Raw genomic sequence first — 25,029 nt, 5'->3', positions numbered from 1 at the left:
ACACCATGATGAAGCGCCATCTCTGGCTCGCGGTAGCACTTGCGGGCGTTTGCCAATTCACTGCTGTTTCGGCGCGCGCCGAGGAAATCAAGGTCGGCGTGCTGGGCTTGTTCTCCGGCTCGACGTCGTGGTGGGGTACGGAGTACCGCCGCGGCATCAACCTTTGGCTCGAGCAGAACAAGAACAAGGTCGGCGACGACACGATCGTGATTCTGGAGCGCGACGAAGGCGGCGTGAATCCGCAACGCACGCGTCAGCTTGCGCAGGAACTCGTGGTGCGCGATCAGGTGCAGTACTTGTTCGGCGGCTCGTTCACGCCGAACGTGCTGGCCATGGCCGACGTGGCGAACCAGACCAAGACGCCGCTCGTGATCGGTAATTCCGGCACCTCCAGCGTCACGCTCAAGTCGCCGTACTTCGTGCGCACGGGCTTCACGCAGTGGACCGTGAGTGTGCCGCTCGTCGAGTACGCCGCCAGCAAGGGCGTGAAGAATGCCGCCATCGTGGTGGCCGACTTCGCCACGGGCTACGACGCTATCGACGCCTACAGCGAAACGTTCAAGAAGGCGGGCGGCAAGGTCGCCGTCGAAGTGAAGGTGCCGCTGGGCACGACGGACTTCTCGAGCTACCTGCAACGCGTGCGCGATGCGAAGCCGGACGCCGTCTTCATGTTCATGCCTGTGGGCCCGATGTCGGCCGGCTTCGTGAAGGCGTTCAAGGAACGCGAACTCGACAAGGCCGGTATCCAGCTTTTCGCCACGACAGAGACGATGGAGTCCGATTTGCCGGCGATTGGCGACAGCGCACTCGGCACGATCACTGCACTGCACTACTCGCCGTACCTGACGTCGCCGGAGAACGTCGCCTTCGTGAAGGCTTACAAGGCGAAGTATGGCCCGGGCGCTTTGCCCTCGATTGCATCGGTGTCGGCGTATGACTCGATGACGCTCATCGCGCAGATGATCAAAGCGACCAAGGGCAAGAAGGATGGCGACAAGGCGGTCGCCGCCGTGAAGGGCTACGCCTGGACGAGCGCTCGCGGCCCGGTGTCGATCGACCCGAAGACGCGTGAAATCATTCAGAACGTGTACATCCGCCGGGTGGAAACCATCGACGGAAAGCTCGGCAACAAGCCGATCGAGACCTACAAGTCGGTGGTCGAGCCGTGGCACGTGAGCCACCCCCAGGTGGCTGCCAAGTAACGCAGGCGTCGTCGTTCAGTCCGTTCGGTAATTCGTCATGACGCAATCGCTTGCCACTTTCCTGTCGTTGTCGATCGACGGCGTGGCCTACGGGATGTTGTTGTTCCTCATCTCTGTGGGTCTCACCGTCACGCTGGGCGTGATGCGCGTGGTCAACCTCGCGCACTCCGCCTTCGCCATGATCGGCGGTTATTTCACCTTGTGGGCCATGCAGCGCGCCGGGCTCGATTTCTTCGTGGCGCTGCTCGTCGGCGTGTTCGGCACGATGGTGCTTGGCGCCGTGCTTGAGCGCACGCTGTATCGCTGGGTCTACACGGCCAACGGGCTTGGGCAGTTGCTCATGACGATCGGGCTCGCGTTCATCATCTGTGCGATCGCGAAGAACCTCGCCGGGACGGAGTTGCAAACGATTCCTGTGCCGCAGGGGCTGCGCGGCACGTGGGACTTCGGCTCGTTCTCGGTGTCGGTCTATCGCATCTTCGCGCTGGTATGCAGCGCGGTCGTGGCCCTCGGTATCTGGTGGGGGCTGGAGCGCACGCCGTTCGGCGCAAAGCTGCGCGCCGCAGTCGACAACCCTCGCATGGCGCGCTGCGTCGGTATCGATGTGCCGCTCGTGTTCTCGATCACGTTCGCCATCGGTTGCGGTCTGTCGGGGCTGGGCGGGGCACGCTCCAGCCAGATTCTGCCGCTCGAACCGTACTACGGCCTGAAGTATCTGGTGCTGGTGCTGATCGTGGTGGCCGCCGGCGGTCTGGGCAGCCTGCGCGGTTCGCTCTACGCGGGGCTGCTGCTCGGTCTGATCGACACGCTGGGCCGCTACTACTTGCCTGCACTGGGCGCCTTCATGATTTATCTGGCCGTGCTGGCCATTCTGCTGATCCGCCCGCAAGGGTTGGTCGGCCGCGCCTGAGCGGAGGGTCACGATGTCACATACGAATCCTCTGCCGCCGGTGGCGGGTACTGAGCGAGTGGTGCCTGCCTTGCGCCGCAAACGCCTGGGTGTGCTCGACGCGGTGCTGCTCGTTGCCGCCGTCGCCACGTATTTCTTCGCCGATCTGTATCTCGCGCTCGCCACGAGCGTGCTGATCATGATCATTTTCGCGCTATCGCTCGACCTCGTGCAGGGCTATTGCGGTATCGAGACACTGGGGCACGCGGCGTTCTTCGGCAGCGGTGCCTATGCGGCGGGCCTTTTCGCGTTGCATGTGTCGCCCGATCCGCTGCTGGGACTGGTGGCGGGTGCCGTTGTCGCGGCCCTTGTGGGCCTGATGACCGGTGTGGTCGTGCTACGCGTGAGCGGGCTGACCCAGATCATGCTGACGCTGGCGTGCGCCACGCTGCTCTACGAAGCGGGTAACGTCGCCAAGTCGATCACCATGGGCGACGACGGCCTGACCGGCTACACCGTCGCGCCCGTGCTCGGCCTGTTCGAATTCGATATTTACGGTCATACGGCGTATCTCTACGCGCTCGCTGTGCTGCTGGTCGTGTACCTGTTCACACAGTTCCTCGTGAACTCGCCGTTCGGCCTGACCGTGCAGGGCATTCGAGAGAACGCCATGCGCATGTCGCTGCTCGGTGTGCGCGTTGGCCTGCGTCGTCTGATGCTGTACACGCTTGCCGCCGCGGTGGCCGGTGTCGCGGGTGCACTTTCCGCGCAGGTGAACAACATCGTGGCGCTCGATACGCTGTCGTTCACGCTCTCGGCCAACGTACTGGTGATGCTCGCGCTGGGCGGCACCGGACGCCTCTACGGGGCAGTCCTCGGCGCAGTCGTCTTCATGGTGTTGTCCGACCGCATTGCGGCCATCGATCCGACGAACTGGCTTGCTGCCCTCGGTGTGTTGCTGATCGTGGTGGTGCGTTTCGCCCCCGATGGCCTCATCGGTCTGGTGGATCGTTTTGCGGCCCGTTTTCGTCGTCCTCGTCACGCGGTGACCGCGTCGCCGGAGAGTGTGAGTACCCAGGCAACGACCACGGACAAGGAGGTGACGCCGTGAGCGCTGCACTCGAAATTCAAGGACTGTCCAAGCGCTTCGGCCAGTTGGACGTAACGCGCAACGTGAACCTGTCGCTGCCTGTGGGGGCGCGACATGCGTTGATCGGCCCGAACGGTGCGGGTAAGAGCACGTTGATGAATCTGCTCACGGGGGTGCTCAAACCGAACGCCGGCGTGGTGCGCGTGGGGGGCACGGACGTGACGTCGATGCCTTCGCACAAGCGCGTGAAGCTGGGGCTGGCGCGCACGTTTCAGCTCAACACCCTGTTCGATGCGCTCACCGTGGCCGAGAACGTGGGCCTTGCGCTCACGTCGCGGCGCGGGCTCGACGGCCGTATCGGCAAACCGCTCGCGAGCCGCCCAGCGGTGGTGGAAGAGGCGGCGGAGCGGCTGCGCGAGCTTGGCATGCTCGACCTGGCGGGCAAGCGCATCAACGAACTCGCGTATGGCCAGCGCCGTCAGGTGGAAATCGCGCTGGGCCTCGCGCTCGACCCCAAGGTGCTGTTGCTCGACGAGCCCGTTGCGGGTGTGCCGTCGGGGCAGGGACGCAAGCTGTTCGAATTGCTCGAACGCCTGCCCGAAGACGTGGCGGTGATGGTCATCGAACACGATATGGATCTGGTCTTCCGCTTCGCGCGGCGTATCACGGTGCTGGTCGAAGGCGCCGTGCTGATGGAAGGCGAGAAGGACGAAGTGCGCAGCGATCCGCGTGTGCGCGACATTTATCTGGGGCGTCGCCATCATGACTGACATTCTGCTCGAAGCCGGCGGACTGAGTGCCGGCTATGGCGAGACCATCGTGCTCGAAGACCTGAGCCTGCGTGTGGAGGCGGGAGAGGCTGTTGCCATTCTCGGTCGCAACGGCGTGGGCAAAAGCACGTTGCTGCTCAGTCTGCTGGGATTGACCACGCGCCACGGCGGCGTGGTGCGCTACCGCGACGACGACATTTCGTCGTGGCCCGCTTACAAGCGGGCACGCGCCGGGCTGGCGCTGGTGCCGCAGGAGCGCGAGATATTCAAGTCGCTCTCTGTCGAAGAGAACCTTCAGGTGTCTGCAATGGGCAACGGAGGCGACAGCGCCGAATGGACGCTTGAGCGCGTGTACGACCTGTTCCCGCGCTTGCACGAACGTCGCCGCAATCTTGGCAACCAGCTCTCGGGTGGCGAGCAGCAGATGCTTGCCATCGGCCGGGCGTTGATCGGCAATCCTCGCGTGATTCTGTTCGACGAGCCGTTCGAGGGGCTCGCGCCGGTGATCGTCGATCAGTTGGTCGATGCCTTCTGGAAGCTGCGCGCCAACGGCGGCATGGGCGTGGTGCTCGTGGAGCAGCACGCGGAACTCGGGCTGGAGTTGACCGACCGGGCGCTGGTGCTCGACCGGGGCCGCGAGGTCTGGGCGGGGCGCAGCAATGACCTTGCGGCGTCGCCGGAATTGCTCGCCACGCTGGTCGGGCTGGAAAGCGCCTGAGTCGAACGACCTGTCTGAGCAGGCCGTGCACAACACGAATTGACGTCAAACACATGAGCACAACACAGAACACCTCTACCGCCGGATTGGCCGGTCTCGTTGTCAGCGCCCATTCGGCGGATTTTGTCTGGCGTGCGGCCGGCACGATTGCCACGCACGTCGCGCAGGGCTACCGCATGAAGATCGTCTGCCTGTCGTTCGGCGAACGTGGCGAGTCGGCCAAGCTCTGGCGTAAGGGCGCAGAGATGACCGAAGCGAAGGTCAAGGCCGCGCGTCGTGAAGAGGCGCAGCGGGCCGCCGACATTCTCGGTGCGGAAATCGAGTTCCTCGACATTGGCGACTACCCGATGCGCGTGTCCGACGAGACGCTGTTTCGACTCGTCGACATCTACCGCGACGTGCAGCCGTCGTTTGTGCTGAGTCATTCGGAGAAGGACCCGTACAACTTCGATCACCCGCTGGCGATGCACGTCACGCAGGAAGCGCGCGTGATTGCGCAGGCCGAAGGTCACAAGCCGGGCGAGAAGATCATCGGTGCGCCGGCGGTGCTCGCGTTCGAGCCGCATCAGACCGAACAGTGCGAATGGATTCCGAACACCTTCGTGGATATCACGCCGGTGTGGGAGAAGAAGCGCGCCGCCATCGAGTGCATGGCCGGTCAGGAACACCTGTGGGATTACTACACGCGCGTGGCGCTGCAACGCGGCGTGCAGGCCAAACGCAACATCGGCATTACGGCCGCGCGCGACATCAAATACGCAGAAGGGCTGATGCGCCTCACGCCGGTCGTTACGGAGCAACTGTCATGATTCGCGGCGTCGTCGTTCGCAAGATTCCCCGTGTCGATGCCGCTACGCTCGACGTTCTGCGCAGCGCTGGCAGCGCCACCGTGCACGAAGCGCAAAGCCGCCTGGGCCTGATGGCCACTTACCTGCGTCCGATCTACGCCGGTGCCGCCGTTGCGGGCAGTGCCGTAACGGTGCTCGCGCCGCCCTCGGACAACTGGATGTTGCACGTTGCCGTGGAACAGGCACAGCCGGGCGACATTGTGGTGGTCGGCGTGACCTCGCCATGCGACGACGGCTATTTCGGCGATCTGCTCGCCACGTCGATGAAGGCGCGCGGCGTTGCCGGTCTGATCATCGACGCGGGCTGCCGCGACATCGGCACGCTTACCGAGATGCGGTTCCCCGTGTGGTCGAAGGCCATCTCCTCGCAGGGCACGGTCAAGGAGACGCTCGGTTCGGTGAACGTACCGGTCGTATGCGCCAACCAGATTGTGAATCCGGGCGACGTCATCGTGGCCGACGACGACGGTGTGGTCGTGGTGCCGTTTGCCACGGCGCAGACGGTTGCCAAGGCCGCCGCCGCACGCGGTGCCGACGAGGCATACAAGCGTGGTGTGCTCGCAGGCGGCACGCTGGGACTGGACTATTACAAGATGCGCGAGCGTCTTGCCGCGAAGGGTCTGCGCTACGTCGATTCGCTCGACGAGTTGCAGGGCGGGTGAGGACGGCGGGTTGACACACTTGACCGATTTGATCGATATGACCCACTCCCAAACCCGTATTCGCGCGGCCGTAATGCGCGGCGGCACGTCGAAGGGGCTTTACTTCCTCGCCGAGGATCTGCCGGCGGACGCCGCCACGCGCGACGCTGTGCTGCTGGCCGCGATGGGCTCGCCCGATGCGCGCCAGATCGACGGAATGGGCGGTGCGAATCCGCTCACGAGCAAGGTCGCCATTGTGTCTCGGGCAACGCGGCCCGATGCCGACGTCGACTATCTCTTTGCGCAGGTCGTGGTCGACGAAGCGCGTGTCGACTATGGGCAGAACTGCGGCAACCTCCTCGCGGGGGTGGGGCCGTTTGCGATCGAGCGGGGGCTCGTGGCAGCAGTGGGCGATGCGACCGACGTCGGCATTCACATGGTCAATACGGGGCAGGTGGCAATCGCTACCGTGCAAACCCCCGGGGGCATTGTGAAGTACGACGGCGACGTTGCCATCGATGGCGTGCCGGGCACGGCCGCCCCGATGCCGTTGATGTTCCGCGATACCGCTGGCTCGTCGTGCGGCGCACTGTTTCCGACCGGTCAACGTCAGGAGGTCGTGGAAGGTGTCACGGTGACGTGTATCGACAACGGCATGCCGCTCGTGCTCATGCGCGCAGCGGACCTCGGGTGTACCGGCGCGGAGTCCTGCGAACAGCTCGAGGCGGACGCGGCGTTTCAGAACACGCGCGACAGGATCGAGGCGATTCGGCTGGCCGTCGGTCCGCGCATGAACCTCGGCGACGTGCGCTCGCGCACGGTGCCCAAGATGTGTCTCGTGGCGCCGCCACAAGCCGGTGGCGCACTCGCGACTCGCTGTTTCATTCCGCACCGTTGCCACTCGTCCATCGGCGTGCTCGCGGCGGTGAGTGCGGCAACGGCCGCGGCACTGCCGGGCACCGTTTGTCATGAGATGGCGGTGGTGCCCGACGGCGATACACCGCTGCTCGCCATCGAACATCCGACCGGCGAATTCACCGTGCGTCTGGCGCTCGGCGCAGGCCCCGACGGCGCGCTGGAGGTGAAAGGCGCCGGATTGTTACGCACGGCGCGCTGGCTGTTCGACGGCGAAGTCTGCATACCCGCTCAAGTCTGGGCGCAGGGAGGGAAGTCATGAGCATCGAACGTCCCCCGTTGCTCATGCTTCCCGGCTTGCTTTGCGACCAGGTGGCATGGGCAGCAACCGCGGCACTTTTGCCGCAATACGATTGCCGCGTTCCGGCGTGGGGCGCGCTCGACACCATCGAGGCGATGGCCGAGCACGTGCTGACGACCACGCCCGAGCCGCACTTCGCGCTCGCAGGGCATTCGATGGGCGGACGCGTGGCGCTCGAAGTGACGCGTCGCGCGCCGCATCGCGTAACGCATCTCGCCTTGCTCGACACCGGTTATCAGGCATTGCCCGAGGGGGAAGCCGCGGAGAAGGAGCGCAGCGGGCGTGCCGCATTGCTCGCGCGTGCGCGCGAGGCCGGCATGCGCGCAATGGGCGAGGTGTGGGCGACCGGCATGGTGCATCCCGACCAGATCGGCACGCCGCTCTTCATCGCGATCCTCGACATGATCGAGCGCAGCCATCCCGATCAGTTCGCGGCACAGATTCATGCATTGCTCGGTCGTCCGGATGCAACGTCGCTGCTTGGCGATGTGCGCTGCCCGACGCTCGTGCTGTGCGGACGGCAAGACACGTGGAGCCCGCTCGCGCGCCACGAAGTCATGGCGAGGCTGATGCCGAACGCAGTGTTGAGCGTCATCGAGCACAGCGGCCATATGAGTCCGATGGAGCGTCCGCAAGCGGTGGCCGACGCGATGCAGGCGTGGCTTGCGCGTCCCGCGTCTCGCGCGGACTTCACCCAGGAGCGATCGGCATGACGCAGAACATCGCGCATCGGGACACGACGTCCGCCATCGATGCGAAAACGCTCGACGAACTGCTCGCCAAGCAAGCGTGCCACGACCTCGTGATGCGCTTCGTGGCTTGCAACGACCGGCGCGACCCGCAGGGGCTGGGCGCACTGTTTGCCGAGAAGGGCGTGCTTGTGCGCCCGAACGGCGAAACGCTCGTCGGGCCGGCGGCCATTGCCGCCGCCTATGCCGATCGTCCGGCGGATCGGCTCACGCGGCATCTCGTCGGCAACGTGCTGATCGATATCACATCGCCCACGAGTGCTATTGGCAGCAGCATGGTGCTGCTCTGGAGCGGGTCGGCGCAGGACACGCCGGGACCGTTCGGGCGTCCGGCGCAGGGCCGTCAGGTCATGGGGGAGTTTGAGGATACGTTTGTCCGGACTGCGCAGGGCTGGCGCATTGCTCGCCGTGAAGCGCGTTTCACTTTCATTCGCGAGGCGTGAGGAAAAAATCAGCACCTCACGCCGCGCAAAAAAATGCGGGGACCGATGCCGGATGTGCAGTACAGGAGGCGGCAACGGTCACCCGTCAAGGCAATAGCAGCAGAGGAAGTTGGAAGGTTGTGGAAGGGCAGTACCTGAGGCGGCCGCAGTGCCGTCTTGCAAAAGACTGGACCGGCGACATTGCCACCGGTCCGGAGTTTGAAGTCGTGAGGGTGAGCAGACCCTCGTAGCTGTGTATTTCAAAAACAAGGGGACAGAAGTGAAAGTGAAACACGCATTGGCCGCTGGCCTGCTGTTGAGCGCAGGACTGGCTCAGGCGCAAAGCAACGTGACGCTGTACGGGATCGTCGATACCGGCATCGCTTACTACAACAACGCAGTGGGGGGCGGCAGCTTCGTCGGCGAACCCACCCTCACGGGTAAGGTGCCTTCGCGCTTCGGCTTCAAGGGGGTCGAAGATCTGGGCGGTGGTCTGAAGGCCGTCTTCACGTTGGAAAACGGCTTTCAGCCGGGCACCGGCGGTCTGAACTACGGTGGACGTCTGTTCGGCCGTCAGGCCAACGTCGGTCTCTCGGGCGCATGGGGTACGTTCCTCATCGGCCGTCAGAACAACATGACGTTCTACGTGACGGGCAACGCCGACGTGATCGGACCGTCGATCTTCTCGCTGGCCAGTATCGATCCGTACATTGCCAATGCGCGTAGCGACAGCGCTGTCGGCTATATGGGCAAGTTCTCGGGCGTAACGCTGGGTGCTACGTACAGCTTCGGGCGCGACGCATCGGCCGCAGGCGGCCCGTCGGCCACGAATTGCGCAGGCAACGTGGCCGGTAACTATCAGGCGTGTAAGCAATTCACCGGCCTGATCGGCTACGACTACGAGAACTTCGGTATCGCGGCGTCGTACGATCAGATGCGCGGCAACACGGGCGCGGCGGCACCGCTTACCAGCTCGCAGTACACCGACTCGCACTCGGTCATCAACGCGTACTACAAGTGGTCGACGGGACGCGTGGGCGGTGGCTGGATTCACCGTAACGTGAGCGCCGACGCGGCATCGCTGCGCTCGGACATCTACTTCATCGGCTTCACCTATCTGCCGACGATCACCTGGGCGTTCGACGCGCAGGCGATTCGTTACCAGTTGAAGAGCCGCGCCAACGCCACGATGCTCATCGGCCGCGCCACGTACTCGCTCTCGAAGCGCACGTCGCTCTATGGCATGGCCGGCTGGGTGGCGAACAGCCAGAACGGCGCAGTGGCGATTGCCGCTGGCGGTTCGGTCGTCACGGGCGGCAACCAGTTCGGTACGATGCTGGGCATTCAGCACACGTTCTGATCGGGTCTCCCGACGACGCCAGAAACGCGGCATCGCGTGCATTTGACACGCGCGGAACGTCCGGGGGGGCGCTCCGCGCGTGACGCGATGCGGCGTCACTCCCTGTTGCGCGGCATGCGACGTGGTGGCGGTGCCGCGCGCCACGAGAGAGTGATCCGGCAGACGTCGTGCGGCATGACCGTGCGCAGCCGTACATTCCCCGAGCTGCGCCATTGCGCACGATTTTCCTGCCCGGCCCGGGCTATGATGCTCGCTGCAAGTGCGAAGGTTTTCCCGGGCCGCATTTTTTCTTCCTTCCCTATGCCGTCTTTCCCGCGCGCGCCTTCCCTGCCTTTCGTTGGTTTCGTCTTTCTAACCCGCTTCACGCTCCACGTATGACCCGACCGATGGCACCCTCCGCGCCGCATGCTGAAGGCCTGAGCGCAAGCGCCCGGCGCATCGCCGTGCCTTCCATTTTGCTGGGCACCTTTCTCGGAAACCTGGACGCTTCCATCGCCAATGTCGCGTTGCCGACCATCGCGCGCGATCTCGTGGCCGATCCCGCGTCGACTGTCTGGGTCGTTAACGCCTATCAACTGATTTTCGCGATGGCCGTGCTGCCGCTGGCGGCGCTTGGCGAGAAGCTCGGCTACCGGCGAGTGTTCCTGTTCGGCGTGGCCGGGTTCACACTCGCTTCGGTCGGCTGTGCCCTCGCGCCGAGCCTCGCGTGGCTCGTGGCGGCGCGCGTATTGCAGGGGCTGTGCGGCGCCTGCATGTCGACGATCGTGCCGGCGCTGTTGCGCATGGTGTTTCCGCCGCAAATGGGCGGCCGTGCCATTTCGCTGCTTGCACTCACCGTCGCCTTGTCGACGGCCGCCGGGCCCAGCGTGGCAGCGGTGATCCTGTCGCTCGGCGACTGGCGCTGGTTGTTCGCGATCAATTTGCCTATCGGGCTGATCGCCTTTGCCGCGTCTTACCGGTTTTTGCCGCACACGCCGGGTGCCGAGCGGCGTATCGATGTTCCCGGCGCGCTGCTTAATGCGGCCGCGTTGGCGCTCGTCATCATTGGGGTGGGGCATGTCGGCGAGGCCGGGCATCACGGTACGGCAGCGTTGCAAATCGTGCTGGGTCTCGTGGTGGCGGTGATTCTCGTTCGGCATCAGCGCACGCGCGCGGCACCGTTGTTGCCGCTCGACCTGATGCGCGTGCCGGTGCTGGCGCTCTCGTCGCTCACGTCGGTGGCGTGCTACATGTCGCAGACGCTGTCGTACGTCGGCATGCCATTTCTGCTGCAACACACGCTCTCGCGTAGCGAGGGGGTGACCGGTTTGCTCATTACGCCGTGGCCGCTGGTGATCGTGTTTATCGCGCCACTCGCGGGGCGTCTGTCGGATCGCTTCGACAGTGCGCGCATGAGTGCATTGGGTCTGGGCGTGTTCGCGCTCGGGCTGGCGTCGCTGGCATGGCTGCCGACAGATGCCGGCGATTGGGACATCGCGGCGCGCATGGCGATTTGCGGGCTGGGATTCGGTTTCTTTCAAACCCCCAACAATCGCATCATCCTGATGGGAGCGCCGCGCGAGCGCAGCGGCGCGGCCAGCGGACTGATGACGATTGCCCGCACGGTCGGCATGACGCTCGGCGCCGCCGTCGTGGCGCTGCTGTTTGACCTGTATGGAGACGACGGGGCGCGTGCGGCCATGGTCGCGGCGACCGTGCTCGCCGCAGTGGGCGGCGTGGTGAGTCTGTTGCGGGTACGGGCCCGGGTGCGAGGCGGTTGACGGCAACGGGGCCGGTCGGGCAGTCGGGCATATCGGTTCGCGAGAGAACGCGCTGCCTTAACGAGGGAGGCTCGCGGGAAGTCCGTGGGCAGCCGCAACTGGCGTAAGGCTGGCTGCGCCGATTTGTCAAAGCGTGCCCCGCGCGCTAGCATCGTGCCTTGCCGTGGCTGCGCCGCGTTCTCCGGCAAGCCGGGTGAATGTTCGGTCGGTGTGGTCATCTTCACCTATCTCCTCGCATGAATCTGCTATCTCCGTGCCTTCTTCTCATGTTCTGAGCCGGCGGCGCCGGGCGCCCCGCGCCCGCACCGAATACGGCACGCGCGGTCCGGTCTGGCTGTTCGATCTGGACAACACGTTGCATCGCGCGTCGCATGCGATCTTTCCGCGCATCAACCGCGCGATGACCGCTTATATCGCCGAGAAGCTGGGGGTGTCGAACGACGAGGCCAATCACCTGCGTTCGGCCTACACGGAACGGTACGGGGCCGTGCTGCTCGGTCTCATCAAGCATCACGCCATTGATCCGCACGAATTCCTGGCGCGTGTGCACGAATTGCCGCCGCTGGTGGAAGTGCTGCGTGCCGAACGAGGCGTAGCACGCCTGCTCGCCGGGTTGCCGGGACGCAAGATTCTGCTGACCAACGCGCCTGCTCATTACGCGCTGCCGATCGTGGAGGCGTTGGGAATCCGTCGTTATTTCGAGCGTTGTGTGAGCATTGAGGACATGGCGGACCGGCGTGCCTGGCGAGCCAAACCCGACGCCATCATGTTGCGTCGGTTGCTGGCGCGCGAAGGGCTCGCGCCGCATCGCACTTGGCTGGTCGAAGATACGCGCTCGCACCTGAAGCACTTGCGGCATTTTGGCATCAAGACAGTCTGGATCACGGGGCATCTGCCGGTGAGAAACAGTCTTGGCGACGCGATGCCGCGCAGTGGGCGCCCACACTTCGTGGATATCAAAGTACAATCTCTGCGCGAGTTACGGGCGCGCCTTGCGACCGGGGTCCTAGCCCAGGCCGTCCGACAATCAAATCCCTACCGATAACGACCAGACGATGCAGCAGGAAAACTCTTCGAGCGGTGCCGGGTACGGCACTGCCGATGCGCTGGAGGCCGCGCCCGCGCCGGTAAAGACAACCCGCCCCAAGCCGGGCGAGCGCCGCGTGCAGGTGTTGCAGACCCTCGCGGCCATGCTCGAGACGCCCAAGGGCGAGAAGATCACCACGGCCGCGCTCGCCGCGCGCCTCGATGTCTCCGAAGCGGCGCTTTACCGCCATTTCGCGAGCAAGGCCCAGATGTTCGAAGGGCTCATCGAGTTCATCGAACAAACCATCTTCGGTCTGATCAATCAGATCTCCGCGCAGGATCAGGACGGCGTGACGCAAGCGCGCGCTATCGTGCTGATGTTGCTCGGTTTCGCCGAGAAGAACCCGGGCATGACGCGCGTGCTGACCGGCGAAGCGCTGGTCGGCGAGCACGAACGCCTGCAAGAGCGCATGAACCAGTTGCTCGACCGCATCGAGGCGTCGCTGCGCCAGGTGCTGCGCCTGGCCGCCGCGCAAGGCACGTTGCCCGAGACGTTCGATGCCAACTCGCGCGCCAATCTGCTCGTGTCCTACGTGCTTGGCCGCTGGCATCGCTTCGCGAAGAGTGGCTTCAAGCGCTCGCCTGCCGAAGGGGCCGAGCCTCAGGTCGCCGCGCTGCTGCGCTAAGACCCGGTGGTCTGCGCCCCCTGCGCAGATTACGTTATACTTTTGCAACCCGTGACGGGGCCGCCGGTGATTGGACCGGCCCTGTCGCGACGATTGGCGCGCCGATTTGGTGACTCGCTTGCGGGCGCGCGAATGACTCTGCCGGGGGGTTCCCGGGCACTGACATTCATTAAAAATGCGGCTAAAGAGGTCGTGCGCGCGCACTCCGCCGTCATTCCGTCGACCCCTTTTCCCGCACAGAACGCTCAAGGCCGCCGTCCCTCGATCATTGTCGACAGAGACGCCGGCCACGACATGTTTCGGACAGGGATTTATGGAATCTTCAATCGGAATCGTCACACCGCAGCGGATGCATTTCGCTGAGCCGCTGGCACTGCAGAACGGCAGCACACTCGCGGGCTACGACCTGATGGTCGAGACCTATGGCGAACTCAATGCCGATCGCAGCAACGCCGTACTGGTGTGTCACGCGCTCAATGCGTCGCACCACGTTGCCGGTATCGCCGCCGACAATCCCAAGGACATCGGCTGGTGGGACAACATGGTCGGGCCCGGCAAGCCGCTCGACACCGATCGTTTTTTCGTCATCGGGGTAAATAACCTCGGTTCGTGCTTTGGCTCGACCGGGCCGATGAGCCTCGACGAATCCACCGGCGCCCCCTACGGTGCCCGCTTCCCGGTCGTGACGGTGGAAGACTGGGTCAATGCGCAGGCTCGCGTGGCCGACGCCTTCGGTATCCGGAAGTTTGCGGCCGTGATGGGCGGCAGCCTCGGCGGCATGCAGGCGCTTGCATGGAGCATCATGTATCCCGAGCGCGTGGGGCACTGTCTGGTCATCGCCTCCACGCCGAAGCTCTCGGCACAGAACATTGCGTTCAACGAAGTGGCGCGCTCGGCCATCCTCTCCGATCCGGATTTCCACGGCGGTAACTATTACGCGCACGGTGTGGTGCCGCGACGCGGACTGCGTGTGGCGCGCATGATCGGTCACATCACCTATCTCTCCGACGAAGACATGGCGACCAAGTTCGGCCGGGCCTTGCGCCGTGCCGAAGCGCTGGTGGACGGTGTGAAGGCCGCGCCCAGGGCAGACGGCAATGGCAACGGGCAGGACGATGCCTATCGCTTCAGCTTCGACGTTGAGTTCGAAGTGGAGTCGTATCTGCGTTATCAGGGCGACAAGTTCGCCGAGTATTTCGACGCCAACACCTATTTGCTGATCACGCGTGCGCTCGATTACTTTGATCCGGCGCGTACCGTGGGGGGCGATCTGGCAAAGGCGCTGTCGCACACTACGGCCAAGTACCTCATCGTGTCGTTCACGACTGACTGGCGCTTCGCGCCGGCCCGCTCGCGTGAAATCGTCAAGGCGCTGCTCGATACGCGCCGCACCGTGAGCTACGCCGAGATCGACGCGCCCCACGGTCACGACGCCTTCTTGCTTACCGACGCGCGCTATCACAACCTGGTGCGCGCCTACTACGAACGAATCGCCCAGGAGGTCGGGGTATGAGTCTGTCCACAGTACCGGCCACTAGCGCGCAGGCGGCGCATCTGGCCGCGTCGCGCGACCGTATTTCGGCGTCGCTGGCCGACCGGCCGGATTTTCGCGTCATCGCAAGATGGATCGAGCCGTCATCGCAGGTGCTCGATCTGGGATGCAGCGACGGCTCGCTGCTGCGCCTGTTGATGGACGAACTCGATGTGAGCGGCTACGGCATCGAGATCGACGACGCCGGGGTGCTCGCCTCGGCGCAGCGCGGCATCAACGTCATTCAGCAAAATATGGAAGACGGGTTGAAGCTCTTCGAAGACCAGAGTTTCGACACGGTCATCCTGTCGCAGACACTGCAAACGATTCACCGTACCGCAGACATTTTGCGCGAGACGGTGCGTGTCGGCCGTGAGGCGATCGTATCGTTCCCGAACTTCGGCTACTGGCCGCACCGCCTGTCGGTGTTGCAGGGCCGCATGCCGGTGTCGAAGAGTCTGCCGTTCCAGTGGCACAACACGCCGAACGTGCGTGTGCTGACCATCAAGGACTTCGAGGCGCTCGCACCGGATGTCGGTGTGAAGATTCTCGATCGCGCGGTGCTTCACAACGGCCGGCTCGTGTCCGTGGGCGCGAACTGGCGTGGTAGTCTTGCGGTCTATCGCGTCAAGCGTTCCTGAACCGACGGCAGCTAACGGGGCAGCGAAGCGCCGGGCCCCTGACGGCTGAAGACACGCCGGGGGCCGGGTGCCGCGCACCGCAGGCGGCTGGCCTCCACTGTCCTTTCCATGACCGATTCGCTGCCGCCCGACGACGGGCGCGTCTTTCACCCCACGCGGATGCTCATCTGCGTGATCCTCGGCTTTACCTCCGGCTTGCCGTTGTTCATCCTGCTCAACCTCGTGCAGGCATGGCTGCGCAGCGAGCATGTGGATCTCAAGGCGATCGGCCTGTTCGCCCTGATCCAGTTTCCGTACACGTGGAAGTTTCTGTGGGCGCCGCTCATGGATCGCTTTGCGCCCAACGTTTTTGGATGGAAGCCGGGGCGACGCCGTGGCTGGATGTTCGTGACGCAATTGCTCGTGGCCGGCGCGGTGGCGCTCATGGGGACGTATTCGCCGCAGCGTGATCTGATGACGATTGCCGCGCTCGCGGCGGCGCTGGCGTTTTTCAGTGCGAGTCTCGATATCTGTCTGGATGCCTATCGACGCGAGTTGCTCTCCGATCGCGAGCAGGGGCTGGGTACCGCCATGCACGTGAACGCCTACAAAGTGGCCGGCCTCGTGCCGGGGTCGCTCGCGCTCATCATGGCCGATCATCTGCCGTGGTCGCAGGTGTTCTTCGTCACGGCGGCGTTCATGCTGCCGGGTATCGTGATGACGCTCGTCGTCAAGGAACCGGAGATTCGCGGCACGCCGCCGAAGACACTGCGTGAGGCCGTGGTCGAGCCGTTTCACGAGTTCGTTACGCGCGGCGGCTGGTCTCAGGCGCTGCTCGTGCTCGCGTTCATCTTCCTCTATAAGCTCGGCGATTCGATGGCGACGTCGCTGGCCACGTCGTTCTATCTCGATCTGGGATTCACGAAGACACAAATCGGCGTTGTCGCCAAGGCGACGAGCCTGTGGGCCAGCGTGGCGGGCGGCATTATCGGCGGAGTCTGGTTGATCAAGCTCGGCATCAACCGCGGGCTCTGGGTCTTCGGTGTACTCCAACTGGTGTCGGTACTCGGCTTCGCGTGGCTGGCGGAGGCCGGTCCGGTGGTGACGGGGCTCGGCTTGGTGATCGCTTTCGAAGCCTTCACGGCAGGGTTGGGCACTGCGGCGTTCACCGCTTACATCGCCCGCACGACCGACCCGCGCTATACGGCGACGCAGTTCGCGCTGTTCACGAGTCTGGCCTCCGTGCCGCGCACGTTTGCCAACGCAGGCACCGGCTATATCGTGGACGGTGTGGGTTGGCTCACGTTCTTTCTTATCTGCACGGCACTTGCGCTGCCCGGCATGCTGCTGCTGCCGAAGGTCGCTCCCTGGGGGGCAGACGACGATGGTGGCGATGGCGTGCCCGCGACGAACGGATCACGCTGAGGGGTGTGGCGATGCGGCTCAGACGCCGCGAAAGGCGACCTTCTGGCGCGTGACGACCTGAGTGGCGAAGTCGGCGTCGGGCGGAATCGGCTCCCAGAAGAAGTCCCACTGGAAGATCGGGAGAAAGTTGAATTTCCTCGAGCGGAAGATGCCGCGGTTGCGTTTGAATTCGCTGTACCGATCGCCCTTGAAGTGCCGGTTTACCGAGGTAAATGGCAGCAGGCGCTCCGCGATGTCCGGGAAATCCAGATTCGGGTACGTATCCCGGAGCGTCTCAAGCGCCGCGAATTGATCCTGACCGATGATCTGGATGGCCGTCTCCGGCATCGCGTAACGCTGCGCCCACATGACATGCCAGCCGGTGTGCGTGTTGTTGATGAAATCGGCGAGCGACTGGCTCAGCGTGTAGGCATCGGATTCGATGTGAACGATCTTCTCCGCCCCGATGGCGCGCGCAATGCTCACCGAGTGAAGGAAACTGCGCCACCAGCCGGGATACCGGCTCATGCTCTGTCGCCCCAGATTCTTCTCGAATCGCACAATGCCATGCACAGGTTCGTGTGCCGAAAGATCGCCGTTTGCCGGTAGCGTTTTCACAATGTCGGCCGGCGGCAGATACGGCGAGCCGTCATCGATCATGAGGATCTTGTCGGCGTGGATCGGCCCGTTCCGGTAGTAGTCGAGCCAGCGCTGATACCGCTGCTGCCACGCGTCGGCATCCTTCATGTAGCTGGTGCAAAACAAAAGTGTTTTCATCGTGCGATACGTTATAGCGCGTGATCGTAGTCGACGGTCAGGGGGGCGTGATCGCTGAATTTGATGTCGCGGAACACCGAGGTGGCCTTGGCTTTGCCGGCGATGCCTTGTGTGGCGATCTGATAGTCAATGCGCCAGCCGACGTTCTTCGCGTAAGCCTGACCGCGGTTGCTCCACCATGTGTACTGATCGGCACGCGGGTCGAGTGTGCGGAAGACGTCGACATAGCCGTGTTCGTCGAACAACTGCGTGAGCCATGCGCGCTCTTCGGGCAGGAATCCCGAGTTCTTCAGGTTGCCTTTCCAGTTCTTGATGTCGATTTCCTTGTGCGCGATGTTCACGTCGCCGCACAGGATCACCTCGCGTCCGGCCGCCTTGAGGGCCAGCAGGTGCGGCATGAAGTCGGCCATGAAGCGGAACTTGGCGGCCTGACGTTCCTCGCCACTCGATCCCGACGGGATGTACACGGAGATCACCGACAGATTGCCGTAGCGTACTTCGACGTAACGGCCTTCGGCGTCGAACTCGGCGTTACCCCAACCGATGAGAATGTCGTCGGGCTCGCGTCGCACGTACACGCCGGCGCCGCTGTAGCCCTTCTTTTCCGCGTAATGGAAATAGCCCTGATAGTCGTGCGGCGTGAGGAAGTCCGGCGTCATGTCGGGCAACTGCGCCTTGATTTCCTGCACACAGAGAATGTCGGCTTCCTGCTTGCCGAACCACTCGAAAAAGCCCTTCTTGGCGGCCGATCGCACGCCGTTGAGATTCGCGGTAATGATGCGCATGAGTGTCGATGCGCCGCGCTCGCGCGGCAAAAGGGGGAGGAAAATGTCAGCGGCAAGCATACCGCAATCGCGATGCGGTGTCGGATGATGCCGGCCTCGCCACCTGTTGCCGTGACGGTACGGGTGTTATTGGGAAGGCTCAGCCCCTCGGGTGCGGCGAGCGCCACCCGCGATGGCCGCCTGAGCGTCGCCGTCACCGCCGGGGCCGAGAATGTCGCGGGCAAGCGCGAGCCAGCGTCGTGCCGCATGCGACAGATACGAGTCGCGCCGCCATGCCATGGCCAGATCCCACGGAATTTCCGGGTCGCGCACGTCGGTCATGACGAAGCGCTTCGGATCGAGGCGTGCACAGAAGGGCTCCGGCAGCAAGGCGATGCCCACGCCGTTGTCCACCATCGACGCAATGAAGTCCCATTGGCTGGAGCGTCCCGCGATCTTTGGCGTGAAGCCTGCGCGGCGGCACGCGGCAATCACGAACTCGGACAGCGCAAACCCTTCGCCGTAAAAGACGAATGGCTCGTCGCGCAACTCGCCCAGACCGACAGAGGCGCGTCCCTCCCAGCGGGACTCGCGCGGGGCGATCAGGCGCAGCTGGTAATGACACACCGGCAGCACATCGAGAATCGTGGGGTCGACCGGCAACAGCACCGCCCCCAGTTCGATATCGCCCGCCAGCAGTGCCTGCTCAATGGCGCGCGAGCCGGTCTCGAAGAGCTTCATCTCGATATCCGGATAGTGCTGGTGAAACGCACCGATCACCGGAATGAACAGATCGCCGCCGAGCGGCGGAATGCCAATCGACAGCTCGCCGCGTGCGACTGTCTCGAGATCGGCCAGCTCCTGCTGTAGCCGGGCGTAAGCGGCCAGCACGTCCTGTCCGCGCTCGAAGACGACGCGCCCCGCGTCGGTCAGTTGAAGCCGGCGGCCCATGCCGCGCTCTTCGCGCAACATCAGCGGCGTGCCCAGCTCGTCTTCCAGCGCCTTGACCATTTTGCTCACGGTCGGCTGGGTGACGAACAGTGCTTCGGCCGCCGCCGTGAAGCTCTGCTGTCGCACAACTTCCACAAATCCCCGCAACGCGCGCAGTTCCATTTTGGTTCTCTCAATTGCACCAAATTAGTGCAAATTCTCGGAAAGCCCCGTCCCATCAGGCTTTCTCATGCACGATTAGGGTTAATACTTAAATTATTCCAATTTGGAATCTATTTTATGATACTAATTCATTATATTTATGTTGCGCTGCTTCCTATACTGCCCTTCATATTGAAGCCAAACCCGGGAGCCCGCCATGACCAAGATGATTGCCAGCCGTCTGTATAGCCGCAGCAAGCGCATTGTCGATGTGGTCTGGCAAATTGCGCTGCTTACCGGTATCTACCTTGTGGCCGATGCTGCATCGCGTCATTTTCATTTGCCGCTGCCGGGCGGCGTACTCGGTTTGCTCGCCGTGGTGGCGCTGCTCATGAGCGGCGTGCTGAAGACGGAGAAGATCAAGCGGGGCGCCGACTGGTTTCTCGCCGAAATGATCCTCTTCTTCGTGCCGATGGTCGCGGCCGTCATGCAATACACCGATCTGCTGCGTCACGAAGGGCTGCAATTGCTGGCCGTGATTGGCGTTGGCACGGTGCTCGTGATGGTGTCGACGGCGCTGGCAGTCGATCTCGCCTGCCGCGCGGAGCGTCATATGAAGCGCGCGCTCGTTCGTATTCCGGCTCGCCGCACACCTGCGCACGACGCCCGTTGATGCGCGAGCCGGCCGTCCCCATTACCAGTCTGTTCAGCGCTTGCCGGGTCTTGCCATGAATCATACGGCGCTCTTGCTGCTCGTTCTCACCGTCGTGTTCTATTACGTGTCGAAGCGCCTTTACGCGCGTTTCGGCAAGGTGTGGCTCGGCCCGGCAATTCTGGCGCCGGTCCTGCTCATCGTCGTGATGATCGGTGGCGACATTTCCTACACGACGTACATCTCCGACTCGCGCTGGCTGGTCTGGCTGCTCGGCCCGACGACGATCGCGTTTGCCGTGCCGATCTACGAGCATCGCGACATCATTCGCCGGCACGCGTTTGCGTTGATCGTCGGCGTGCTGGTCGCCATGGTCGTGGCTGTGGGCAGCTCTTTCGTGCTCGCCCGGTTGTTCGAGTTGCCGCCCGAGATGGCGCGCAGCCTGCTCGCGCGGTCGATCTCGACGCCGTTTGCTCTGGCCGTATCCGATCAGGTGGGCGGTTCACGCGATCTGGTGGGACTCTTCGTCATCATCACCGGGTTCATCGGCATGCTGCTCGGCGAGGCGTTGCTCTCGTGGCTGCCGTTGCGCACCCGCATGGCGCGCGGCGCGCCGTTCGGGGCGGGCGCCCACGGCTTCGGCACTGCCAAGGCGCGCCAGATCGGTAGCGAAGAAGGCGTCGTGGCCAGCCTCGTCATGATGATCAACGGCATTTTGATGGTGTTCGCCGCGCCCCTGCTCGCGCATCTGCCGATCTGACATCTCGACAGCCTGACCGCATGCGACGGGGTTGCGTCGCACGCGAGGCTCACGGCTGTCATCTGCCTCGCAAAAAATAACCCTTCAAGCGACGCTTGCGCCCCGACGGCGCGTATCAGTTTTGCTACAATGCCGAGATTCTTGAGGAGCGTTGCGACAGCCATCGTGCTGCCAGGCTCAAGATCCTTCCTATTGGCCGCGCCGGCCGCCGTTATCGATACGGGTAGCATGGCGTGTGAGCCTCCAGAACGGCGCTCACGTCCCACTATCTAGTCTTTATTTAGAGAAAAGGAGGCGTGATGAACGCCGTAGTCGATTCGAAATTCTCCGATTTCCACGTTGCCGATATCAACCTTGCCGGCTGGGGCCGCAAGGAACTGACCATCGCCGAGAGCGAAATGCCGGGTCTGATGGCCACGCGTGCCGAGTTCAAGGCCAGCCAGCCGCTCAAGGGCGCACGCATCGCCGGTTCGCTGCACATGACCATTCAGACGGGCGTGCTCATCGAAACGCTCGTGGCCCTCGGTGCAGAAGTGCGCTGGGCCTCGTGCAACATCTTCTCGACGCAAGACCACGCCGCTGCGGCCATCGCTGCCGCCGGCATTCCCGTGTTCGCCTTCAAGGGCGAATCGCTCGACGAGTACTGGGAATACAGCCACCGCATCTTCGAATGGCCGAACGGCGAGTTCGCCAACATGATTCTCGACGACGGGGGCGACGCCACGCTGCTGCTGATCCTGGGCAGCAAGGCCGAGAAGGATCTGTCCGTGGTCGCCAATCCGACCAACGAAGAAGAAGTCGCACTGTACGCCGCCATCAAGCGCCATATCGAGATCGATCCGCAGTGGTATAGCAAGCGCCTGTCGCAAATCAAGGGCGTGACCGAAGAGACTACCACGGGCGTGCATCGTCTGTATCAGATGGAAAAGGACGGCACGCTGCCGTTCCCGGCCATCAATGTGAACGACTCGGTCACCAAGTCGAAGTTCGACAACCTGTACGGCTGCCGTGAGTCGCTGGTCGACGGTATCAAGCGCGCGACCGACGTGATGATCGCCGGCAAGATCGCGCTCGTGGCCGGTTACGGCGACGTGGGCAAGGGCTGTGCGCAAAGCCTGCGCGGTCTGGGCGCCACGGTGTGGGTCACGGAAATTGATCCGATCTGCGCACTGCAAGCCGCCATGGAAGGCTACCGTGTCGTGACGATGGAGTACGCTGCCGACAAGGCCGACATCTTCGTGACGGCCACGGGCAACTTCCACGTGATCGATCATGACCACATGGCCGCGATGAAGCACCAGGCCATCGTGTGCAACATCGGTCACTTCGACTCGGAAATCAACGTGGCGTCGACCCGCAAGTACCAGTGGGAAAACATCAAGCCGCAGGTCGATCACATCATCTTCCCGGACGGAAAGCGCATCATCCTGCTGGCGGAAGGTCGCCTCGTGAACCTGGGCTGCGCCACGGGCCACCCGTCGTTCGTGATGAGCAACTCGTTCACCAACCAGACGCTCGCACAGATCGAACTGTTCGTTCACGGCGCCAAGTACAAGAACAGCGTGTACGTGCTGCCGAAGCATCTGGACGAGAAGGTGGCGCGTCTGCACCTGGGCCGTATCGGTGCCGAACTCACGGTGCTCACCGATGATCAGGCGAAGTACATCAGTGTCGACAAGAACGGTCCGTTCAAGCCGGCCCACTATCGCTATTGATTTCCCCGATCCACCGAGCCGGTACAGGGCGCCCAGGGGTGCGCTGTGCCGGTAAGGTGAACGGGTCAACGTGGTGGCTTCGACTGGCGCCGCGTTCACTTTTCGCTACCGCCGGTGCGGGACTGTCGATCCCGCACCGGCCTGTTCTCCGGAGCTTGCCATGCGTCTGCTGCTGATTTGGCTTATCAACGCCATTGCGCTTCTCGTCCTGCCGTACATCGTGTCGGGCATTCAGCTCAAGGGTATCGGCACGGCACTGATCGTTGCGGTCGTGCTCGGCCTGATCAACGCGTTCCTGCGGCCGCTGCTCGTTGTGCTCACGCTGCCGGTCACGGTGCTCTCGCTGGGCTTGTTCATCTTCGTGATCAACGCCTTGCTGTTCTGGCTGGCCGCGCATGTCGTCAAGGGTTTTGAAGTTTCGGGATTCTGGGCGGCGCTGTTCGGCTCGCTGCTGTATAGCCTGATTTCGTGGATTCTGTCGGCGCTGGTGTTCGGCGGCGAACGCGCCACTAACGTGTAAGTGTCGACGCCTCGCCGTCGACGGTTCTTTGCAGGAAACCGGTAGTCATGTCGCAAGCTCTTCGTGCCGATCAGGCCCTCGTCTCCCGGGGGCTGGCAGCATCGCGCACCGCCGCTCAACGTCTCATCGATGCCGGGCGCGTATATTTCGCCGGCACCGAAACGGCGCTGAAAAAGGCCAGTCAGGTTGTGGCGGACGACGAAGACCTCGAAGTGCGTGCGGCGGCGGACGGTTTGCCCGGCGAGGACCGCTACGTGTCGCGCGGCGGGTTGAAGCTGGCTGGCGCGCTGGCGCAGACCGGGCTCGATGTCACGGGGCGCATCGCCCTCGACGTGGGCCTGTCGACCGGCGGCTTTGCCGACTGCCTCTTGCAGGCGGGCGTTGCGCGGGTCGTTGGCGTGGATGTCGGGCATGGGCAACTGAACCAACGTCTGGCGACCGAGCCGCGCCTCGTCTCGCTAGAAGGCATCAACGCACGTCACCTGTCGCGCGAGATGCTCGACGAACGTTTGACGCAGTGCACCGATGACGCCGCACGAGATACTCCCGTCGCGGCCTTGACCGCCGTGCCGGAAGCGGGCTTCGACCTGATCGTCGGCGATGTGTCGTTCATCTCGCTCACGCTGATACTGCCGGCGCTGGCCCCTTTGCTGGCGGCGACGGGCGATCTGCTGATGCTGGTGAAGCCGCAGTTCGAAGTGGGGCGCGAGCACATTGGTCGCGGCGGCCTCGTGAAAGATGCCGCGCAATACGCGCAAGTGGAGACAAAGATCCGCACCGCCTGCGAAGCGCTGGCGCTGACCGTAGCCGCGTGGCTCGACAGCCCTATCGCCGGGGGTGACGGCAACCGGGAGTTCTTCGTGCACGCCAGACGCGCGGCATGAGTGGCTCTCTCGAAAACAAGACCATCATGACGAAGCCTTCCTTCAGTTTCGAATTCTTCCCGCCCAAGACCGCCGACGGCGCGGAAAAGCTGCGCGCCACGCGCCAGCAACTGTTTCCCCTTGGCCCCAAGTTCGTCTCGGTGACGTTCGGCGCCGGCGGCTCGACGCAGCGGGGTACGCTGGATACGGTCATCGAAATCCAGCGCGAAGGCGTGGAAGCCGCACCGCACCTCTCGTGCGTCGGCTCGACCAAAGAGAACATCCGCGACATTCTGAAGACCTACCGCGATAACGGCATCCGCCATATCGTGGCGCTGCGTGGCGACATGCCGTCGGGGATGGGCGAGATCGGCGAGTTCCGCTATGCCTCGGAACTGGTCGAGTTCATTCGTGCCGAGACCGGCGACTGGTTTCATATCGAAGTGGCGGCCTATCCGGAATACCACCCGCAGGCGAAGTCGCCGCGTCTGGATCTCGAGCACTTTGCCAACAAGGTGAAGGCCGGAGCAGACGCCGCGATCACGCAGTACTTCTTCAACGCCGACGCGTATTTCCGCTTCGTCGAAGACGTACAGCGTCTCGGTGTGACGGTGCCGATCGTGCCCGGCATCATGCCCATCACGAACTATTCGCAGATGATGCGGTTCTCGGAGATGTGCGGCGCCGAAGTGCCGCGCTGGGTGGCCAAGCGTCTCGAAGGCTTCGGCGACGACCGCGAGGCGATCCGCGCCTTCGGGCTCGACGTGGTGACGGCGCTGTGCGAGCGCCTGCTCGCGGGCGGCGCGCCCGGATTGCATTTCTACACGCTCAACGCTGCTTCGGCGACCAAAGCGATGTGGCAGCGCCTCGGTCTGTAAGGCGCCGCGCAATCGCTGACTAGCGGGTGGGCGGGTTGGAAGTCAATCCTGATCATAATTAAGCAATTTCCTAATC

At 63.7% G+C, this 25,029-nt stretch carries 26 protein-coding genes and 1 riboswitch; of the genes, 23 read left to right on the top strand and 3 right to left on the bottom strand.

Going from position 1 to position 25,029, the window contains the following annotated elements; genetic code table 11:
- The first annotated feature begins 5 nt into the window (after positions 1 to 5).
- From AT395_RS23750 to AT395_RS23670, 17 genes are all read left to right on the top strand, one after another.
- Complete coding sequence (locus AT395_RS23750) at positions 6 to 1,202, top strand: ABC transporter substrate-binding protein (RefSeq protein ID WP_048628508.1); 1,197 nt, start codon at positions 6 to 8, stop codon at positions 1,200 to 1,202.
- 37 nt (positions 1,203 to 1,239) lie between these two features.
- Positions 1,240 to 2,112 carry a branched-chain amino acid ABC transporter permease gene (locus tag AT395_RS23745; RefSeq protein WP_048628509.1) on the top strand — a complete coding sequence of 291 codons (873 nt, stop codon included), beginning with the start codon at positions 1,240 to 1,242 and terminating at the stop codon, positions 2,110 to 2,112.
- Positions 2,113 to 2,125: 13 nt separating this feature from the next.
- The gene (locus AT395_RS23740) at positions 2,126 to 3,202 is read left to right on the top strand and encodes a branched-chain amino acid ABC transporter permease (RefSeq protein ID WP_048628510.1); all 1,077 of its coding nucleotides are present in this window, start codon (positions 2,126 to 2,128) and stop codon (positions 3,200 to 3,202) included.
- Entirely contained in the window at positions 3,199 to 3,951 is a 753-nt protein-coding gene (locus AT395_RS23735; RefSeq protein ID WP_048628511.1) for an ABC transporter ATP-binding protein, read from the top strand. Before AT395_RS23740 ends, AT395_RS23735 begins: the two co-directional genes overlap by 4 nt.
- Positions 3,944 to 4,669 (top strand): ABC transporter ATP-binding protein, encoded by a 726-nt coding sequence (locus AT395_RS23730; protein ID WP_042113960.1) that lies wholly within the window; start codon positions 3,944 to 3,946, stop codon positions 4,667 to 4,669. Before AT395_RS23735 ends, AT395_RS23730 begins: the two co-directional genes overlap by 8 nt.
- Positions 4,670 to 4,722: 53 nt before the next feature.
- Positions 4,723 to 5,478, top strand: a complete 756-nt coding sequence (locus AT395_RS23725; RefSeq protein ID WP_042113963.1) for a PIG-L deacetylase family protein — start codon at positions 4,723 to 4,725, stop codon at positions 5,476 to 5,478.
- On the top strand, positions 5,475 to 6,179 hold the full coding sequence (locus AT395_RS23720) for a 4-carboxy-4-hydroxy-2-oxoadipate aldolase/oxaloacetate decarboxylase (protein WP_172417077.1): 705 nt from the start codon (positions 5,475 to 5,477) through the stop codon (positions 6,177 to 6,179). Before AT395_RS23725 ends, AT395_RS23720 begins: the two co-directional genes overlap by 4 nt.
- A gap of 37 nt (positions 6,180 to 6,216) precedes the next feature.
- Positions 6,217 to 7,335, top strand: coding sequence for a 4-oxalomesaconate tautomerase (locus AT395_RS23715; protein ID WP_048628741.1), 1,119 nt, complete (start codon positions 6,217 to 6,219; stop codon positions 7,333 to 7,335).
- Entirely contained in the window at positions 7,332 to 8,087 is a 756-nt protein-coding gene (locus AT395_RS23710; RefSeq protein WP_172961444.1) for an alpha/beta fold hydrolase, read from the top strand. Before AT395_RS23715 ends, AT395_RS23710 begins: the two co-directional genes overlap by 4 nt.
- Positions 8,084 to 8,566, top strand: a complete 483-nt coding sequence (locus AT395_RS23705) for a nuclear transport factor 2 family protein (RefSeq protein ID WP_048628512.1) — start codon at positions 8,084 to 8,086, stop codon at positions 8,564 to 8,566. Before AT395_RS23710 ends, AT395_RS23705 begins: the two co-directional genes overlap by 4 nt.
- A gap of 259 nt (positions 8,567 to 8,825) precedes the next feature.
- Positions 8,826 to 9,905: a porin gene (locus AT395_RS23700; protein ID WP_376738392.1), complete on the top strand. Its 1,080-nt coding sequence runs from the start codon at positions 8,826 to 8,828 to the stop codon at positions 9,903 to 9,905.
- A 443-nt stretch (positions 9,906 to 10,348) separates the two neighbouring features.
- Positions 10,349 to 11,665: an MFS transporter gene (locus AT395_RS23695; protein WP_224787330.1), complete on the top strand. Its 1,317-nt coding sequence runs from the start codon at positions 10,349 to 10,351 to the stop codon at positions 11,663 to 11,665.
- 253 nt (positions 11,666 to 11,918) lie between these two features.
- Complete coding sequence (locus AT395_RS23690; protein ID WP_172417090.1) at positions 11,919 to 12,710, top strand: HAD-IA family hydrolase; 792 nt, start codon at positions 11,919 to 11,921, stop codon at positions 12,708 to 12,710.
- Between the two features lie 10 nt (positions 12,711 to 12,720).
- Positions 12,721 to 13,377: a nucleoid occlusion factor SlmA gene (gene slmA / locus AT395_RS23685; protein ID WP_042113967.1), complete on the top strand. Its 657-nt coding sequence runs from the start codon at positions 12,721 to 12,723 to the stop codon at positions 13,375 to 13,377.
- Between the two features lie 313 nt (positions 13,378 to 13,690).
- Positions 13,691 to 14,890: a homoserine O-acetyltransferase MetX gene (metX, locus tag AT395_RS23680; protein ID WP_048628514.1), complete on the top strand. Its 1,200-nt coding sequence runs from the start codon at positions 13,691 to 13,693 to the stop codon at positions 14,888 to 14,890.
- On the top strand, positions 14,887 to 15,549 hold the full coding sequence (metW, locus tag AT395_RS23675) for a methionine biosynthesis protein MetW (protein WP_224787331.1): 663 nt from the start codon (positions 14,887 to 14,889) through the stop codon (positions 15,547 to 15,549). Before metX ends, metW begins: the two co-directional genes overlap by 4 nt.
- 108 nt (positions 15,550 to 15,657) lie before the next feature.
- Positions 15,658 to 16,953: an AmpG family muropeptide MFS transporter gene (locus tag AT395_RS23670; RefSeq protein WP_042113969.1), complete on the top strand. Its 1,296-nt coding sequence runs from the start codon at positions 15,658 to 15,660 to the stop codon at positions 16,951 to 16,953.
- A gap of 18 nt (positions 16,954 to 16,971) precedes the next feature.
- Here AT395_RS23670 and AT395_RS23665 read toward each other — a convergent pair whose 3' ends face one another.
- From AT395_RS23665 to AT395_RS23655, 3 genes are all read right to left on the bottom strand, one after another.
- Entirely contained in the window at positions 16,972 to 17,709 is a 738-nt protein-coding gene (locus AT395_RS23665; protein WP_125347448.1) for a hypothetical protein, read from the bottom strand.
- Positions 17,710 to 17,720: 11 nt separating this feature from the next.
- The gene (locus AT395_RS23660) at positions 17,721 to 18,554 is read right to left on the bottom strand and encodes an exodeoxyribonuclease III (RefSeq protein WP_042113973.1); all 834 of its coding nucleotides are present in this window, start codon (positions 18,552 to 18,554) and stop codon (positions 17,721 to 17,723) included.
- 66 nt (positions 18,555 to 18,620) lie between these two features.
- Positions 18,621 to 19,586 carry a LysR family transcriptional regulator gene (locus AT395_RS23655; protein WP_042113975.1) on the bottom strand — a complete coding sequence of 322 codons (966 nt, stop codon included), beginning with the start codon at positions 19,584 to 19,586 and terminating at the stop codon, positions 18,621 to 18,623.
- 196 nt (positions 19,587 to 19,782) lie between these two features.
- On the opposite strand from AT395_RS23655, the gene AT395_RS23650 reads away from it, so the two are divergent.
- The 6 genes from AT395_RS23650 (at position 19,783) to metF (ending at position 24,953) form a co-directional block, all read left to right on the top strand.
- Positions 19,783 to 20,238: a CidA/LrgA family protein gene (locus AT395_RS23650; protein ID WP_042113976.1), complete on the top strand. Its 456-nt coding sequence runs from the start codon at positions 19,783 to 19,785 to the stop codon at positions 20,236 to 20,238.
- A gap of 55 nt (positions 20,239 to 20,293) precedes the next feature.
- Positions 20,294 to 20,977 carry an LrgB family protein gene (locus AT395_RS23645; RefSeq protein WP_042117698.1) on the top strand — a complete coding sequence of 228 codons (684 nt, stop codon included), beginning with the start codon at positions 20,294 to 20,296 and terminating at the stop codon, positions 20,975 to 20,977.
- 137 nt (positions 20,978 to 21,114) lie between these two features.
- A riboswitch (S-adenosyl-L-homocysteine riboswitch) is annotated at positions 21,115 to 21,241 on the top strand.
- Positions 21,242 to 21,276: 35 nt separating this feature from the next.
- A complete protein-coding gene (ahcY, locus tag AT395_RS23640) occupies positions 21,277 to 22,692 on the top strand; it encodes an adenosylhomocysteinase (protein WP_048628516.1) in 1,416 nt (471 codons plus the stop codon).
- 160 nt (positions 22,693 to 22,852) lie between these two features.
- Positions 22,853 to 23,212: a phage holin family protein gene (locus AT395_RS23635; RefSeq protein WP_042113978.1), complete on the top strand. Its 360-nt coding sequence runs from the start codon at positions 22,853 to 22,855 to the stop codon at positions 23,210 to 23,212.
- A gap of 47 nt (positions 23,213 to 23,259) precedes the next feature.
- The gene (locus tag AT395_RS23630) at positions 23,260 to 24,096 is read left to right on the top strand and encodes a TlyA family RNA methyltransferase (protein WP_042113979.1); all 837 of its coding nucleotides are present in this window, start codon (positions 23,260 to 23,262) and stop codon (positions 24,094 to 24,096) included.
- 26 nt (positions 24,097 to 24,122) lie between these two features.
- Positions 24,123 to 24,953 carry a methylenetetrahydrofolate reductase [NAD(P)H] gene (gene metF, locus AT395_RS23625; protein WP_042117700.1) on the top strand — a complete coding sequence of 277 codons (831 nt, stop codon included), beginning with the start codon at positions 24,123 to 24,125 and terminating at the stop codon, positions 24,951 to 24,953.
- The last annotated feature ends 76 nt before the right edge of the window (positions 24,954 to 25,029 follow it).

Origin of the sequence: Pandoraea apista (assembly GCF_001465595.2) — a bacterium.
GTDB classification, from domain to species: domain Bacteria; phylum Pseudomonadota; class Gammaproteobacteria; order Burkholderiales; family Burkholderiaceae; genus Pandoraea; species Pandoraea apista.
This window is presented reverse-complemented; position numbering and strand designations above follow the sequence as displayed.